This is a genomic window from Trichlorobacter sp. (assembly GCF_030247655.1).
Classification (GTDB): Bacteria; Desulfobacterota; Desulfuromonadia; order Geobacterales; family Pseudopelobacteraceae; genus Trichlorobacter.
In genome coordinates this window covers 1-15,900 of record NZ_JAOTRZ010000054.1, presented here as the reverse complement: position 1 = coordinate 15,900, position 15,900 = coordinate 1, and the positions used below count along the sequence as shown (strand labels likewise).

Sequence of the window (15,900 nt, the reverse complement as noted above, 5' to 3'; positions counted from 1 at the left end):
GGTGTATCCAGCGGATCTTAAACAGGAAGGGGCCTGGTATACGAGGGTGAATTTGGGACTGGGGATGTTTCCTGTCATCCCGTATATTTCGAGCCCCTTCTTTATGCAGGAGTATTGATCGGCGGCCCTGGCCTCAGGAAAATGAGAGCTACCGGTAAACATGACAGATGCTGCGGCAAAACCGGCAAAAAAGAGGCTTGCGGATTTAAGGTGACTTTTGGGGCTTTTCATGACTGTCTTCCTCCTGTGTTTAGCGGATACGTGTCTCTGTTGGAGTTGTTACAGATTGTGAGCCAAAAGTAATCAATGTAATACCAATATGTTGTAATAGGTGGCTCTGCCAGCTATCTGCCATGACCGCCAACTCTGGTGGCGCTTACAACCTATTTTTCAGCGCTCTCCAGATCCTTTTCCGTATCCCGCTGGAAGTCACAGGTCAGGTAATCAAAACTCATCGGCAATCCTAACTCTAATGATGTCAGAAACTGAATGCCCGCTGTAACACTGTTGGGACAGCATTCCAGCAGGTGGCCGCCGGTCTTGCGATCCGCAGAAAGAAAGTGCAGGTGCATGCCGGGCACGCTCAGCGATCCCATGAACGACGGGGTGTAAAAGCCCACCAGGGTTCCTTCCGTGTTCATATATTCAAAGACCGGCTGCTCCTTTGCCACCTCTGCCAGTGGCCGGTAGCTCTCCTGGCGGGGGACGGAGCGGACCTTGATTCGGCTGAAGCACCCTTCGACCCGGATGGCATAGAAGATGTTGGGAGAAGGGAACAGGCTGTTCAGCCAATCCAGAAATGCCAGATAGTTGCAGGGCTGATCAAGCCGGTCATGGCTCATTGCATGATAAAAGGTTACGCAGGAAAAGGGTGTCAGCAGCTCCTCACTCACCTCGGCTGCGGCACCGTCGGAGGTAATCTGGTAGATATCACCATCAAGCATCACCATTTCACCATCCAGGTTGTCAAAGGTTCCCAGCCCAAAATCACCATGCTGCTTGATCTCGCGCAAAGGGATCCGTTGCTGGTAGATCCCTTCAACCAATGCGTTGACCGGGGAGCAGAAGTAAATGCGGTTGGCATTGGGCGGCACAGTGGGGACTGTCATGATGGATTCCTTTTTAACCGGACGATCCTGCCCGATCAGGGTAGAGTATGCCTTCCAGGTGGTCAACTTCATGCTGGACAATCCTGGCTACAAAGCCTGAAAAGCTCTGCTGGTGGCGTTTTGCTTCAAGATCGTGCCAGCAGACTTCCACGGCCTGGTGGCGCATGATCAAACATTTTTTACCCGGCACACTCAGGCAGCCTTCCAGACCTTCCTCCTGCCCTGAAGAACGGCTAAGGATTATCGGATTTACCATAATCACCGGCTCCATCTGCGGTGCATCAGGATAACGGGGGTTGGGGCGCGAGGCAACGATAACCACCCGCAGGAGCTGACTGATCTGTGGCGCAGCAATCCCCACCCCGTCAGATGCCAGCATGGTCGTGAGCATGTTGTCCACCAGAACAGCCAGCTTCGGATCTTGTGGGTCCCCAACTTTAGCGGCCTTCCGGCGAAGAAGCGGGTTGCCGATAGTATGTATGGTCAAAATCTGCCCCATAAACGGCTCCCTTCTGTCAGCTGTTTTTTTTCAAATGGTTGTGATTGTTGAACGATACAAGTAATGAATCAAATTACTAAATCAGTAATCACTGTGCCGCACGAATGGCGCGCACATAATAGCTATAGGACTTATAGCCGCGGGCACTGACATCGCCATTACTGAAGTTTACGAGCCACGCATAGGACTCACGTTCAGACCAAGTAGTTGAAGACCAGTAATTAAACGACACTACAGACATTTGAGACTTACATGGGGAGCTGTAAAGTGTTATCAGTTCTTGTCTACTCGGCAGCCGCCAGCCAGTTTTACCACCCAGGCTCAGGCTGGCGGCAAAACTCATGGCATTCTGCCAGTTCATGGATCCTGCCGTCTCCTTCTGCCACATGAAACCAGTGCTATTGTCCGTCACCGTCCCATTCCCGTTGTCTACGCATTGCTGAGCCATAACTGCGCCGGACATAACCAGCCCCGCCAGAGAGAGGATGGTTGCCAAAACCGTGATTCTCAACAGATTGCTAAATGCCTTTTTCAAAGTGAATGCCTTCTTGGGCTTTGTTGGTTACGGTAAAGCATTTCGTGTGCCAATGGTTATTTGCTGAAACATCAATAGGTTACCTTGAGTTGTCCTGCCAACTTCCTTGCGATGCCGCCAACTCTGGTGGCGATTTATCCCATCACAGTAACCGGCACAGCTGGGCGCACAGTATCCCAAACCAGGTGCCGAAGATATTGCCCAGAATAGCCAGCAGCAGCCCCACTGAGGCCAGCCCGGGCTGATACACTTCTGCAACTACCGGGGCCGAGGCCACGCCCCCCACATTGGCCTGACTGGCTGCGGCCACCAGAAACAGGGGCGCCTTCAGTAGTCGGGCCGCCACCAGCAGAAACAGGGCATGTACCGCCATAATCAAAAGACCGGCGCCGATCAGCAGCAACGCTGAGCCGAAACTGGCCACCGAGGCCTTGGCGCCGATGGCGGTCAGCACGAAATACAGCAACCATGAGCCGACCTTGGAGGCGCCGTACTGCTCCAGCTTGCGAGCCGGGCTGCAGGAAAGCAACAGCCCCAACAGTGAGACCAGCAGAATGGTCCAGGTGTAGCCTGAGATCACATCCTTGATTGTCGGTAACTGGCTGCCCAGCCAGTGCGATATGCTGCTACCCGCAGCTGCAAGGGGTAGCAGCACCAGAAAGCCGCCCATGTTGAAGCGTTGTTGTACCGCCTGTCCTGCTTCGACAATTCGGCTGCCCAGCTCGTCGATGATGCGGCGATCAGCCCGGTTCCAGCGGTCAAAGGCCGGTTGCAGGGCCACGCCAGCGATCAGGGCTGCCATCCAGAGGTACGGCACCACCGTATCCACAATCACCATCGGCGCAAAAACCTGATCCGGTACGGAAACGGCCTCCTTTGCGGCAATCATGTTGGCACTGCCACCGGTCCAGGAGGCAGACAGGGCGCCAAATCCAGACCAGAACTGCTCACCGATCAGTGGTTTGAACAGCTTGAAGACCAGGGCTGCACCCACGATAATCCCTGCAGTGCCGCTGAAGAATACGGCCAGGGCGGTTGGTCCCAGGCGGATGATCGCCTTCAGGTCAACCGGCAACAGTAGCAGTAGCAGACTGGCGGGCAAAAGCCAGGAAGTGATCAGGCCGTAGACCGGTTGTTTGGGGTCAAGCAGGCCAAAACTGCTGGCCAGCATCGGCAGGAAGTAGATCCAGAAGACCGGCGGCAGCAGGTTGAACCAGTGCCTGGTCTGCTCATGGTGCGCCAGCCGCAGGATCAGCAGTTCAATTCCCAGCAGGAATAGTATGATCAGCAGCGGTTGCTGGATCATGGCAGAGATAATTCCACGCCGATACCGGGGGCCGGGCAGGTCAGGTCAAACCTGCCGTCAGCAGCAAGGTAGGGGCTCTGGCTTAACGGGCCGTTGATAAAGAAGGTGGTGTCCAGATCGATCACCTCAAAGCAACCGAGAGTTGCGGCAAAATGGGCTGCTGCGGTAATGGCCAGGCTGCTCTCCATCATCGCCCCCAGCATCAGCCTGATGTTATTGCGGCAGGCCAGTTCGGCAATCCTGACCGATTCCGTGATGCCGCTTTTCATAAACTTGATGTTGATGGCATTGACCGCCCCCAGGCTGACCGCCTGTTCTGCCGCAGCCAGCGAGCCAACGCTTTCGTCGGCGCAAACCAGCATACCACTGCCGGAAAGTTCTCGCGTAATGGCGGCCAGCCCGTCCCAATCCCCCTTGGGCACCGGCTGCTCCAGCAGCATGGGACGGATGTTGTGCTGTTCAAGCTGTTTCAGAAATTTCAGCATGCCGGCGGCATCAAAGCCCATGTTGGCATCCAGGATCAGGCTGCTGTCCGGGGCAATCCGTTTGACTGCCAGCACCCGCTGCAGATCCAGATCATGCTCTTTGCCGATCTTGATCTTGAAGGCGGTAAAACCCTGTCCGGCATAGTGACGGGCTGCGGTCTCTGCCTCCTCCAGACTGCCGATCACAATGGTGATGTCGCTGCTGAAGCGTGGTTTGGAGGTGAACCCCGGCGCCGGACTGAACAGGCCACCAAACGGTATGCCCCGGCTGCGGCTGACCAGATCAAGCAGCGCCATTTCAAAGGCGGCCAGGGCAGCATGATTGCCGTCAAAGCCGGAACGAAACTGATCGATCAACGCAACCGGATCAGTGCAATCACGATCAATGAGTTCTGTTGCCGCTTTTTGCAGATTGGCCAGGGTCTGCTCCACGGTCTCGCCGGTGATATGGCTGGCAACTGCGGCCTCACCATAACCGCTGATGCCATTCGTGGACTGGACCTGAAAGAAGACGTTCTCTAACTGGTCATGCTGACCGGTTGCGATCCTGAAAGGGGTGTTGAGTGGCGCGGTGATGATGGCTGCGCGGGCCCGCTGTAGCGTTAAAGACATGGTGGCACCTGTTTGTTAGGAAGGGGTATCCTGTGAATGGTCACGATTACGGTGGCTGCACCGTCGCTGTTGTTGCAGGGCGGTGCAGGTGAGGCTACGTGCCGTTCACTGGTAAGTCGCCAATAAAGCTGGTCTACTGTCCGGCTCGTACCGGCCATACGTAGTAGAAGTTGCTCTCTCTGCCGTTGCTCGCGTTGCCATCGCTCATGCGGACAATCCAGGCAGCGTAGGCGCCGAAGAAGGCGCCAAAGGAGTACGTGCTGTCCGACCAGTAGTAGTCGGTCTGGATGTTTGTAAATCCTGTCTTATTAGCTGCTCTGGCTATCAGTTCCACTTTGCTGGGAAGCCGCCACTGGCCGGCGGCGGACTTGTCGGTCAACCCGCAGTCGCCTGAACTCAGGTTGCTGACACTGGACATGGTCCACCGCCAATCTCGCTTACCAAAACAGTTGGCGTTCTTCAGCCAGACCAAGCCGGTACTGGTATCAGTGATGGTGCCATTGTTGTTGTCTTTTAGCTCAGCAAAGGTCCCGCCAGCAGCGCAGGCCAGGGTGAGTATCGCTGCTGCGGCAATGGTGATGAAGCGCTTGATAAAATTTATTTTCATAGTGTCTCCTTTCTTGCCGTTGCCGTTTGTTCCGTTGTTATAAAATTATTGGCCCGGTGGAAAACAAGAAATCATTAATTTGTTGCGAATAAAGGGTGCAGTCCGCTTATACGGGGCCAGAGAGTGGTCTTCTTAGTATGATTCTGTTATTACTATGTTTTTGTGCCTGTTAGTCAAATGTTAGAGAACCCTTCGTGTTGTTTATACGATCATCAAGGTTCAGGATTGAATTGACGCTTAGCACCCCTGCCCTAGTGCAGTCAGCTTTTAACACTGTATTGCTGGTCAGCGTGATGTTTTTGCAGGTCTGGCTGAAATTTGTTCCGCCCCATGCCAAGACTCCGTCATTGTTACCTATGCCGCTGTCCAGATTAAGAGATGTACGGTGGTAAAAAGGATTGCTTGGGTCTCTGGGGTTAGGTCGCGCGCAGTTTGCCTGCAATATATTCCCTTGTAGCGCTATCTGATTACAGGTTTTGCTGAAGTTGGCGGCTGACACATTGCTTGCGCCTGCCATGGCAATCAGCAGGGCGGTAGTTAATGCGCAAGCAACTGTTTTCTCTATGTAACTACTGTTTGTTTTCATGGATATTCTCCTTTGCGCTTTTTTCTAGTGTAGCTGTACTTCAATAAAAGCATAGTCTGTACCAAGACATAATTACGTAATATCAGTGTGTTATGGATGTTGTGCCGACAGCTTTTGTTAGTCGCCGCCAACTTTGGTTGCACTATTCCAACCCCAGCCGTTTCAGCTTCTTACGCAGCCCTTCGCGGCTCATCCCCAGTCGCTCCGCTGCCTGGGTCTTGTTGCCTTTAGCCTCTTTCAATGCCTGTTCAATCAACTGTTTTTCTGAATCCTTCAGCAGTGACTTCCCACCTACCGCTGATGGTCTGGTTTGCTGCTGCAGGGGATCAGAGAGGTCGGTTGTGTTAATGGTGTCGCCATAGGCCAGGGCCACGGCCCGCTCAATCTCGTTATCCAGCTCACGCACATTGCCGGGCCAGGGGTAGCTGCGTAGCCGCTCCAGCGCATCTTTGGCAATCCGCAGCGGTGGCCTGCCGCAACTGCGGCCCCACTTATCCAGAAACTGCCGGGCGATCAGGTCTATGTCGCCTTTGCGTTCCCGTAGCGGCGGTATCCGCAGGGTAACGCCGTTTAAACGGTAGTAGAGATCTTCGCGGAACCGTCCGGCGCTGATCTCTTTGCTCAGATCGCGGTTGGTGGCGGCAATGATCCGCAGGTCAATCGGTATGGCGGTGCGGCTGCCAACCCGTTCCAGGGTCCGTTCTTCCAGCACCCGCAGCAGCTTGGCCTGCAACGGTAACGGCATCTCGCCCACTTCATCAAGAAACAGGGTCCCTCCTTCTGCCTGCTGGATTTTGCCGATCCGGGCCTCAACCCCGGTGGCCACCCCTTTTTCAATGCCGAACATCTCACTTTCAAAGATGGTTTCCGGGATGGCGGAACAGTTGACCGCCACAAATGGTTTGGCACTGCGGGGGCTGTTAAAGTGGATCGCCTTGGCGAACAGTTCCTTGCCGGTGCCGGTCTCGCCGGTAATAATCACCGACAGGCGCGAATCGGCAATTCGCTCTGCCTTTGTGATCAACTCACGAATTTGAGGGCTGGTGCCGAGGATGGAGGAAAAGGGGAACGTGCGCCGCAGATTTTTCTTGAGAGAGCTGTTTTCGCGGACCAGCTGCTCGCGGGCGGCTCTTAGCTGGGCTTCTGTTGAACGCAGCTCCTCAATCATCTGCTCCAGCCGGAACTCGCGGGCTTCGGTCTTGACCGCCATCATGCCGAAAGATTCCGCAAAACGGGCGATCAACGGTGGGTACTGGCCGCTTTTGGTCAGTTCAAACAGATCATCGTATTGACCAAAGCGGCCTTGTGAAAGCTCTTCGGTAATCGCAATCAGGCGGTCAAGCAGCGTGTCCAGCGGGTTGTTCTTTGGCATAGGGCATCCTTATGCAGTTGCCTGGAGGGCAGTTGCCTTCATCAGGTTACCGGGCACAGCAGTAGAAGGTTTGTGAGCCGCTTCCGTCGGGACATGTGCCGGTAAAAATAACCTGAGCCCCTTTGCCGGAAGAACATTGCGTACTGACTGTTATTGGATCTGTTATTTTATAGAAACTTGCATTGGCAGTATAAGAACAGCTTGCATCAAGTCTGTTTTTCATCTGCCATTGTGCAGATGTGCTGGTCAGTAAAACCGGTGATGTAATGATAAAATTCCCGAAATAACCGTAGCTTTTTAAGGTCACTTTTGATGCGCTGGTGTCAATCTGGAATTCTGAATCACCATTATTGCATCGGTAATTAATTACTTCGGCCTTTGCTCGTGACGGGGCAACTGATACAGCCAGTACCATGCAGATTAGAATAAGATTTTTCATTTTAGTTTCCCTGGTGGTAGCTTTGTTTATCGTATTGAGCGAACCGGTAAGGCATAGTGAGTGCTGTTCCGGTCAAAACTCTGGGTAGCGCCATTGGTGGGAAGGATACATTTGCTGGTGCTTGGCGCTGTACCAGGATTAGATGTCCAGTACCAATCGCTGATGTTCCCGTTGAATTTTGACACATTACCCTGTAGCGATCGTAGTTCAATTTCGTTGGGTAAACGCCACTGTCCGGCAGTTGACTTGTCGGACAGGCCGCACATGCCGGATGCCAGGCCGTAAGGTTTGTTCTGGGCATCAAAGAAACTTACCTTGCCGAAGCAATCGGCCTGTTTGAGCCAGACCAGACGTTGCGTGGTATCGATGAGTGTGCCGTCGTTATTGTCTTTTAGTTCCGCAAAGGCTGTCCCTGCCACCATCAACCCCAAGAGCGCCACTGTTGCCATGATTTGCTTTTTCATTGTTGATTCCTCCTGTCCTTTTGTGGTGAACGCGTACTTAACATAAAGCAGTATGTGTGCCAATTAATATATGCTGCAATAACATGTGGTTGTGTTGCTTTACGCTGTCACTGTTTGTCCGGTTGTGCCCACTTTGTTGGCGAACATAAGCGCTGCTAAGATGGCCCTGAACCTATCTTCCCCTACCGCCAAAAAGTGAGCCCATAACACCCCGGATAATCGCCCTGCCCAACTGGCTACCCACTGAACGGGCAGCGCTTTTTGCCAGGGCCTCAACCACCCCTTCACGCTGGCGGCTGCCATTGCCGCCACCTCCCAGCAGATCCCCCAATATCCCGCCCGGACCGCCCGAGGTTGAGCCGCCCTGCGGTGTCTGAGCCTGTATCGTCTTTGCAGCGCGGGCGTTGAGCAGTTCATACGCAGACTCCCGGTCAACTGCTGTATCATACACACCGGCCACCAGTGATGACTGCATCAGCTGCTGCCGTTCCTGCTGGCTGATCGGGCCGATCTGTCCCGATGGCGGAATAATAAAGGCCCGTTCAACCATGCCGGGGCTGCCCTTTTCATCAAGGAAGGAGACCAGCGCCTCACCAAGCTCCAGTTCGGTAATGGCGGTTGTCTCATCAAGCTCTGGATTGTCCCGCATGGTTTCAGCAGCCGCCTTAACCGCCTTCTGGTCACGGGGGCTGAAGGCACGCAGGGCATGCTGCACCCGGTTGCCCAGCTGTGACAATACTTTGTCCGGTATATCGGCAGGATTCTGGGTCACAAAGTATACCCCGACCCCTTTTGAGCGGATCAGGCGCACCACCTGCTCAATCTTGTCCACCAGGGCCGCCGGGGCATCGTTAAACAGCAGATGTGCCTCATCAAAGAAAAAGACCAGCTTGGGTTTGTCCAGATCTCCGGCTTCAGGCAGATTCTCAAACAATTCTGACAGCAGCCACAGCAGCAGGGTTGCGTACAACTTGGGGGTCTGCATCAGCCGGTCGGCCGCAAGGATGTTGATTACTCCCTGTCCCCGGTCAGTCTGCATCAGATCGTGGATATCCAGCATCGGCTCCCCCAGGATAGCCTCACCCCCCTGGCTCTCCAGGGCCAGAAGCCCCCGCTGGATGGCGCCGATACTGGCAGCCGAGACATTGCCGTAATTGGTGGTCAGGCTCTTGGCGTTATCCCCCACAAACTGCAGCATGGCCCGCAGATCCTTCAGATCAAGCAACAACAGTCCGTTGTCATCCGCCACCTTGAAGACCAGATTCAGCACACCGCTTTGGGTCTCGTTCAGCTCCAGCATCCGGGACAGAAGCAGCGGCCCCATATCCGAAACCGTAGCCCGCAGCGGGTGGCCCTGTTGGCCGAAGGGGTCCCAGAAGGTGATCGGAAAGCTGTGGTACTGATGCTCCGTCAGTTGCAACCGCTCAATCCGTTCTTCAACTTTTTTGTTGCTTCCCCCCGCCCTGGCCATGCCGGAGAGATCTCCTTTGATATCGGACATGAAGCAGGGCACGCCAATGGCGGCAAACTGCTCTGCCAGGGTCTGCAGGGTTACGGTCTTGCCGGTGCCGGTTGCTCCGGTTATCAAGCCGTGACGGTTGGCCATCTGCGGTAAAAGGTATTGTTCTGTCTGGTTGTTTTTGGCAATTAACAGAGGGGTGCTCATGGCTGCTCCTTGGTGGTGAGAGGCTTGTTTCAGGTGGTGTAACGTTCTATATTAATCCGACTTCAATGCCACAATCGGGTCCAGCAGAGAGGCCTGGCGGGCGGGGTAGTAGCCGAAGAAGATCCCCACGGCATTGGAGACACCAACCCCAAGCAGGATAGCGCTGAAGGAGAGGGCAAACTGCCATTTGGCAAAATGGGCGATCAGCCAGGATGCGCCGATGCCGAAGATGATGCCCAGCAGGCCGCCGATCAATGACAGGATGACGGATTCGATCAGGAACTGTCCGCGGATGTCACCCCGTTTGGCCCCCAGGGCACGGCGGATGCCGATCTCGCGGCGACGCTCAGTGACCGAAACCAGCATCACGTTCATCACGCCAACCCCCCCTACGATTAAAGAGATGCTACCGATGGCTCCCAGCAGCAGGGTAAACATCTGCATCTGTTTCTCCATCTGGGCGATGATCTCTTCCGGGCTGGTTATTCTGACCGCCTGCCCTTTGCCCAGCGAGGCAACGTAGGCCATGACCTGATCACGGGCTGCGTTGTTGGTTGTCCCATTGCTGACCCTGGCTGTGATGGATTGTATTTCGGCATTGGCAAAGACCCGTAGGCCGGTGGTGATATGCAGGTAGATCATCTCATTGGGTTCAAAGCGCCGCATACCGCCCTGCGGTACCTCGTTGGTAACCCCGATAACGGTAAACAGGTTGTCCCCCAGCCTGATCTTTGAGCCCAGCAGTCGGGCTGCTCCCTGCTTTTGCAACTCTGCAGCCACCTGGCTGCCGATCACACAGTAGCGGCTCTGTTCGTCCAGATCAGACAGGAAACGTCCTTCCTCCATGGTCAGTTTGTTGATATCCAGGAAGGATGCCGTTACCCCCATCGGGCTGCTACGTTCAAGTTTTTTACCGTTAAAGCTAATATCTCCGTTGCCCCTGACTGACGGGGCAACCGCAGCAATGCCGGGGCAGCGGGAGGGGATGGCAAGGACAGTATCAAGCCTGAGCGCAGATTTTGCAGCGCCACTGCCGGGTGGGCCACCGCCACCGAACTCTTTTTCAATGGTCAGGATATCGGTGCCCATTTCTTTAAACTGGCGCAGGGATTCTTCCTGCACGATCCTGCCCACTGAGACCATGGCGATGACCGAGCCGATACCGATGACAATGCCGATCAGGGCCAGAATGGTGCGTTGCTTTGAGGCAGCAGGCTGCGGGCCGCCTCTTTCAGGTGGGATGGATGGATCATCATGGCACGATTACCCCGTCCTTCATGACTGCCACCCGTTTGCATTGACGTGCGATACCGGGGTCATGGGTGATGATCACCACGGTGATCCCTTCCTCGGCATTAAGCGTCTTGAAAAGCTCCATGATTTCGCCCCCCACCTGGGTGTCGAGGGCGCCGGTTGGCTCATCGGCAAGGATTAACGAGGGGTTGCCCACCAGTGCACGGGCAATGGCTACCCGTTGCTGCTGACCGCCGGAAAGCTCAGCGGGTCGATGATGGGCACGGTCATCCATACCGACCCGTTTCAGTAGCTCCATGCAGCGTTCATGGCTGTTGGTGCTTTTGTCACCACGATAGACCAGCGGCAAGGCAACATTTTCAAGGGCGGTCAGGCGGGAGAGCAGGAAGTACTGCTGAAACACAAAGCCGATCCGCTGGTTGCGGATCTCGGACAGGGCATCGTCATTGGTGTAGCTGACTTCTGCGCCATCCAGCATGAAGCTGCCGGAGGTGGGGCGGTCCAGCAGGCCGATGATGTTCATCAAGGTGGATTTACCACACCCGGATTGCCCCATGATGGAGACCAGTTCTCCCTGCTTGATTTCAAGGGATACTCCTTTAAGTACTTCCACCTCGGTGGGACCGATCCGGTAGGATTTACGTATGTCGCGCAGGGTCAGCATCTTACGGCTTTCCGCCGACTGAGGGTGGCGGGGCCGGTTGGGATACCTCAATCAGGTCCCCGGCCTTCAGACCGCTGGTAATCTCAACGGTGTCCTGGGTGGTGTAGCCGGTGGTGACCGTCACCTTTTCAGCGACATCAGCAGGGTTCGCCCCTTTTTTTCGGGTGACTATCCGTTTCCCCTGCTCGCTCTGCACTGCCGCCAGCGGCACCATCAGGGCTGCCGGGTTCTCGTAAATGATAATCTCAAGGTTAGCAGTCATCCCCACCATGATCCGCTTTTTTAGCTCCGGTGGTACGCTGTCAATCACCACCTTGATGCCAAAGGAGGAGACTGACTTGCTCCCTTCTCCCTCTTCTGCATGGGGTGAGATGCTCTGGATGCTACCGCTTAACTGCTGACCCGGAAAGGCGTCGCCGCTTACCCTCACCCTCTGCCCCAGTTGGACCTTGGTGACATCCACTTCATCCAACTTGGCATTGACGGAAAATCCAGAAAGGTCGCCGATGGCCAGCAGCAGTTCTCCCTGCTGAAAGGTGGTGCCGCGCTCCACGGTTCTGCCTTCTTTGGACTGACCGCTGGCAGGCGGCTTCATGATAATACCGGAAACCGGGGCCACGACCGTGGATGAGGCGATATCCTTTTCAGCCTGCCGCATGCGGGATTCGGCATTCTCCAACTCAAAACGGGATACTTTACGATTCTCGCTGTTACCCTTTTCCTGGGCAGCCTTCAGCTCTTCCTGGGCGCTCTGGTAATCCATCTGCTGATTGGTGTACTGACTTTTGGCTGAATCATATTCGGTGGCGGGGATAATCCCCTTTTTGAACAGTCGCTCTGATTCGTCCAGGGTCTTTTTCTGGTTTTCCAGCGAAAGCTTTGCCTTTGCAAGAGAACGGTGTGCCCTGGCAACATCGGTGCTGGTATCCCATTTTTCCATCTGCTTGTAGCTGTTTTGCGCCTTAATGTAGGCTGCCTTTGCCTCACGGAACTTGATCATCGCCTCGCTGGTATCCATGGTCAGCAGTGGTTGTCCGGCCTTGACCACGTCCCCGTAGCGGACCATAACCTGCCCTACCTTGCCGGAGATCGGACTGGTGAGATTGACCATCTGCAACGGCAGTAGCTTGCCGGTTAAGGCTATGCTGGTGGAGACCGGTTGAGGGGTGACCGGTACTATTGCCGTTGTGGTCCCCTGTGATGTTGTTGGTGATGCCGGTGACGAGCTGAAACCGGCAGGCTTGCGGTTCCAGACAAACAGGCCGATTCCCAGAAACAGGATGATCGTGAAGGCGGTTGCCGTGTTTCTGATGATCTGCACCTTTTTCAGGGCAGACTGCAGTTGCTGGTTGCCTTCCTCTGTCTTCAGATAGGCTGTTTGCAACTCTTTGTGTTTGCTCTTCAGCTCTTCTGCCAGGCGGGCCTCTGCCTCCTGCAACGCCTGCAATTCGGTGATGTCACTGAAAACGGCAATCACACCTATTCGTTGCCCGCTGTTGTCCTCTGCCTTCAGGAAGGTGGTGGTCAGGGCAAGGCTTGTTCGTTTATCGTTGTAACTGAACGGGACGATCCGGTTGTGGCTGGTGGATGATTCGTAGATTGCGTCCAGAATGGTCTGGTTGAAGTCGTCATTATCTTCGGCCAGCAGAAATACCTCGCCAAAGGAATGCTCCAGGGCTTCATCCTGGCTGATCCCCAGTATTCGAGCGGCCGAGGCGTTAAAGGTGGTGATCCGACCAGTGAGGTCAATGGTCATCACCCCGTCGGACATGTCTTCCAGAATTCTACCTGCTATGACGGTTTGCTGTTCCATGGTTTGTCTCAATCTTAGGGCCGTTCAGCCAGGGCAACGCCCCAGCGTTCCAGGGTGATCCCCAGCTTGCTTTCTAGGCTGGTCAGGGCGTTTTGATAGGTAATGATGGCATCCAGTTCACTTCTCTGGGCATTCTTCAGGTCATTCTGATAACTGACCAGCTGGAAGTTGGTGGAGCGCCCGGCTTTCAGCTTCTCTGTCTCTATTTCTACCTTTTTTTCCGAAAGGGTTCGTGCAAGGGTGGCCAGCTTGATCTGACGGTAGTTCATTTCAGCTGAGCGCAGGGCATCCTGAATTTCGATCTCAATATCTTCCCGTTGTCGTGCCAGACTGTTTTCCATCTTCTTCAGGCTGATGTCAGCGGCAATAGCAGCTTGGCGGTCGCTTGAGGAACGGTAGAGGTTATCCAGCGGAATAGTCAGGGCCAAGCCTGCTGTCCAGGCACCGTTGGAGTTGACCGGTGTGGTGCTGATGGCCCGGTTATAGGTTTCAGTGTAGGTACCGGTCAGGGAAAGATCCCAGAGTGTATTGCGCTTGGCAATGGTCAGGGTCCGCTTGGTGTTTTCGTAATCAAGCAGCAGGTTTTGATAGTCTGGCCGGTTGCTGAAGGCCAGTTGTCTGGCCTGTGCAAGGGTATAGGGCACCGGCGGAATCTGGGGCTCTGCCAGTGGAGTAATCCGGGTGTTTTTATCAATGTCAATCGCCTTGGTTAGTGCCAGCCTGGCTGCATCAAGGCTGTTTTCTGCAGACAGCAGGCTGAGTTCCTGATTTGCCAGATCTGCTTCAGACTGGACAATCTCTATTGCTGCCATCCGTCCGGCAGCGATCAGCTCCCGGTTGGTGGCCACCAGCTCACGGCTGCGCTCCAGGGATTGCCGGGTGATCTCCAGAGATTTGGTGGCCTGAATATAGCTGCGGTAGGCGGTGATGACCGAGGAGATGGTGGAGATGAGGGTCGACTTGAGCGCAAGGATGTTCTTTTGTTCATTGATACGGGCAAGCCGTACCGATTCCAGGTTGACATCAAGACCGGCCCCTTTCAGTAGTGGCTGGGTCAGATTGACATTCCAGCCGTAGTCCCGTGAGGGGACTGCCTGCTGGGTGCTGGTGATGGTGTAGTTGCTGCTAATGCTTAATGTGCCGCCAGCCGGCAGGTTTTCAGTCAGGGTTGCAACCGCACTCGGTTTGAGCGTGGTATTGCTGCTGCTGTTGTCTACTCCGCCTCCCAGGGCTTTGGTGCTGCTGCTGCCATCAACCTTTGGAGTCAGGGTCAGGGTGGGGACAAATTTGTCTTCAGCCATACGCAGGTCGTATTTCTGTACGATTCGGTCAAGGTAGGCATTTTTGATGGTGCGGTTTTCCCGCAGGGTCAGGGCAATACAGTCATCCAGCGACATGGCCGGATCAGCGGCGTGTGATGGAGTGATGACGGGGGCTAGAAGCAGGAACAGGAGACAAAGCAGACGTACCGCTAAACAGTGGGTCATGGAGGCGTGCCCTCTGTTTTGTGGAGGATCATCTCCAGGATGTTGTTTCCCTCTTCACGACGGTAGCTGACCTGATCAGTCAAGGTGCGGATGAAGTGGACCCCCAGGCCGCCGATCTGGCGATCCATAATGTCAGCGGTTGTGTCTGGCTCAGGCAGCGACAGTAGATCAAACGGGGCACCTGAGTCGGTAATTTCAACGACAAAGGTTTCGCTGTCTGCACCGCATGCGATGCTGACAACGCCCTCTGTATCAGGATAGGCATAGTGGCAGACATTGACAAAGGCTTCTTCAACCGCCACCAGCAGGCCGAATTTTTTCTTGGTGGCAAGCTGGAAACGGTCGGCAGCCTCCTCCACAAACTCGATTGCCTGATTGAGGTTTTCAAGGGTGGCTGAACATTTGAGTGTATCAAATGTCATGACCTTTAGCCCAGGTCAGCCAGGGCAGCGCTAACGGAGTCCTGAATCTGAAAGATGGAACCGAAGCCTGAGATGTCGAATACCTCTCTGACGGTTCCCAGTACATTGGCGAGGCGGATCTGTCCGTTTTTTGTTTTCAGCAGTTTTGCGGTGGCAAGCAGTGCCCGCAGGCCGGCGCTACTGATGTACTCCAGCCCCTGGAAATCGATGACAAAAGCGGACTCTCCGGCTGCTATCTGCTCATTCAGCATCTTTTCATACTCTGGTGCGGTGACAGCGTCCATTCTGCCAGCTATGGTCAGTACCGTGGCGTTTGCTTCCTTTGTTGTCTGAATCGTCATCGTTTTTCTCCAATCTTCTCTGATGGTCCAAAATAGTCCTGCATGATGGTGTGCAATCTGCTTTCTAACTGATTTTCACTGAAATTCGCAATGTTTTCGTAAATAGTCCGAGTATTCTGTACAAACAGGTCAAAAATTTCCGGATCAAAGTGGCTGCCAACCTCGGCTCTCATCGCTCTCAAACTGGAGTCAACGGGATAGGGTTCCTTGTAGGGGCGCTTTGAGGTGAGTGCGTCAAA

The 15,900-nt window shown here is 54.6% G+C and carries 18 protein-coding genes and 1 pseudogene; all 19 read right to left on the bottom strand.

The window, feature by feature from the left end; all coding sequences use genetic code 11:
* Window positions 1-231 (bottom strand): hypothetical protein (locus OEL57_RS06950; protein WP_300738916.1); only part of this gene is annotated, 231 nt, incomplete at its 3' end.
* 152 nt (window positions 232-383) lie between these two features.
* On the bottom strand, window positions 384-1,181 hold the full coding sequence (gene budA, locus OEL57_RS06945) for an acetolactate decarboxylase (protein ID WP_300738913.1): 798 nt from the start codon (window positions 1,179-1,181) through the stop codon (window positions 384-386).
* Window positions 1,123-1,608 (bottom strand): peptide deformylase, encoded by a 486-nt coding sequence (gene def, locus OEL57_RS06940; RefSeq protein WP_300738910.1) that lies wholly within the window; start codon window positions 1,606-1,608, stop codon window positions 1,123-1,125. The genes budA and def overlap by 59 nt, the downstream gene beginning before the upstream one ends.
* An 88-nt stretch (window positions 1,609-1,696) precedes the next feature.
* On the bottom strand, window positions 1,697-2,143 hold the full coding sequence (locus OEL57_RS06935) for a DUF1566 domain-containing protein (protein WP_300738907.1): 447 nt from the start codon (window positions 2,141-2,143) through the stop codon (window positions 1,697-1,699).
* A gap of 142 nt (window positions 2,144-2,285) precedes the next feature.
* A complete protein-coding gene (locus OEL57_RS06930; RefSeq protein WP_300738905.1) occupies window positions 2,286-3,449 on the bottom strand; it encodes a DUF819 domain-containing protein in 1,164 nt (387 codons plus the stop codon).
* Window positions 3,446-4,546: a dipeptide epimerase gene (locus OEL57_RS06925; protein ID WP_300738903.1), complete on the bottom strand. Its 1,101-nt coding sequence runs from the start codon at window positions 4,544-4,546 to the stop codon at window positions 3,446-3,448. The genes OEL57_RS06930 and OEL57_RS06925 overlap by 4 nt, the downstream gene beginning before the upstream one ends.
* 133 nt (window positions 4,547-4,679) lie before the next feature.
* On the bottom strand, window positions 4,680-5,153 hold the full coding sequence (locus OEL57_RS06920) for a DUF1566 domain-containing protein (RefSeq protein ID WP_300738901.1): 474 nt from the start codon (window positions 5,151-5,153) through the stop codon (window positions 4,680-4,682).
* A gap of 169 nt (window positions 5,154-5,322) precedes the next feature.
* Window positions 5,323-5,739: a CVNH domain-containing protein gene (locus OEL57_RS06915; RefSeq protein ID WP_300738899.1), complete on the bottom strand. Its 417-nt coding sequence runs from the start codon at window positions 5,737-5,739 to the stop codon at window positions 5,323-5,325.
* Between the two features lie 142 nt (window positions 5,740-5,881).
* Window positions 5,882-7,111: a sigma-54 interaction domain-containing protein gene (locus tag OEL57_RS06910; protein WP_300738897.1), complete on the bottom strand. Its 1,230-nt coding sequence runs from the start codon at window positions 7,109-7,111 to the stop codon at window positions 5,882-5,884.
* A gap of 46 nt (window positions 7,112-7,157) precedes the next feature.
* Window positions 7,158-7,550 (bottom strand): hypothetical protein, encoded by a 393-nt coding sequence (locus OEL57_RS06905; RefSeq protein ID WP_300738895.1) that lies wholly within the window; start codon window positions 7,548-7,550, stop codon window positions 7,158-7,160.
* Between the two features lie 26 nt (window positions 7,551-7,576).
* A complete protein-coding gene (locus OEL57_RS06900; RefSeq protein ID WP_300738893.1) occupies window positions 7,577-8,014 on the bottom strand; it encodes a DUF1566 domain-containing protein in 438 nt (145 codons plus the stop codon).
* A 172-nt stretch (window positions 8,015-8,186) separates the two neighbouring features.
* Window positions 8,187-9,680, bottom strand: coding sequence for a helicase HerA-like domain-containing protein (locus OEL57_RS06895; RefSeq protein WP_300738891.1), 1,494 nt, complete (start codon window positions 9,678-9,680; stop codon window positions 8,187-8,189).
* A 51-nt stretch (window positions 9,681-9,731) separates the two neighbouring features.
* Window positions 9,732-10,823: an ABC transporter permease gene (locus OEL57_RS06890; protein WP_300738889.1), complete on the bottom strand. Its 1,092-nt coding sequence runs from the start codon at window positions 10,821-10,823 to the stop codon at window positions 9,732-9,734.
* A gap of 109 nt (window positions 10,824-10,932) precedes the next feature.
* Entirely contained in the window at window positions 10,933-11,598 is a 666-nt protein-coding gene (locus OEL57_RS06885; RefSeq protein ID WP_300738887.1) for an ABC transporter ATP-binding protein, read from the bottom strand.
* A gap of 1 nt (window position 11,599) precedes the next feature.
* Window positions 11,600-13,411 (bottom strand): efflux RND transporter periplasmic adaptor subunit, encoded by a 1,812-nt coding sequence (locus tag OEL57_RS06880; RefSeq protein WP_300738885.1) that lies wholly within the window; start codon window positions 13,409-13,411, stop codon window positions 11,600-11,602.
* A 14-nt stretch (window positions 13,412-13,425) separates the two neighbouring features.
* A complete protein-coding gene (locus OEL57_RS06875; protein ID WP_300738884.1) occupies window positions 13,426-14,898 on the bottom strand; it encodes a TolC family protein in 1,473 nt (490 codons plus the stop codon).
* On the bottom strand, window positions 14,895-15,320 hold the full coding sequence (locus OEL57_RS06870; protein WP_300738883.1) for an ATP-binding protein: 426 nt from the start codon (window positions 15,318-15,320) through the stop codon (window positions 14,895-14,897). Before OEL57_RS06870 ends, OEL57_RS06875 begins: the two co-directional genes overlap by 4 nt.
* 5 nt (window positions 15,321-15,325) lie before the next feature.
* Window positions 15,326-15,661 (bottom strand): STAS domain-containing protein, encoded by a 336-nt coding sequence (locus OEL57_RS06865; RefSeq protein ID WP_300738882.1) that lies wholly within the window; start codon window positions 15,659-15,661, stop codon window positions 15,326-15,328.
* A pseudogene (locus OEL57_RS06860) lies at window positions 15,658-15,900 on the bottom strand (hypothetical protein); the annotation flags it as partial. The gene OEL57_RS06865 and the pseudogene OEL57_RS06860, both read right to left, overlap by 4 nt.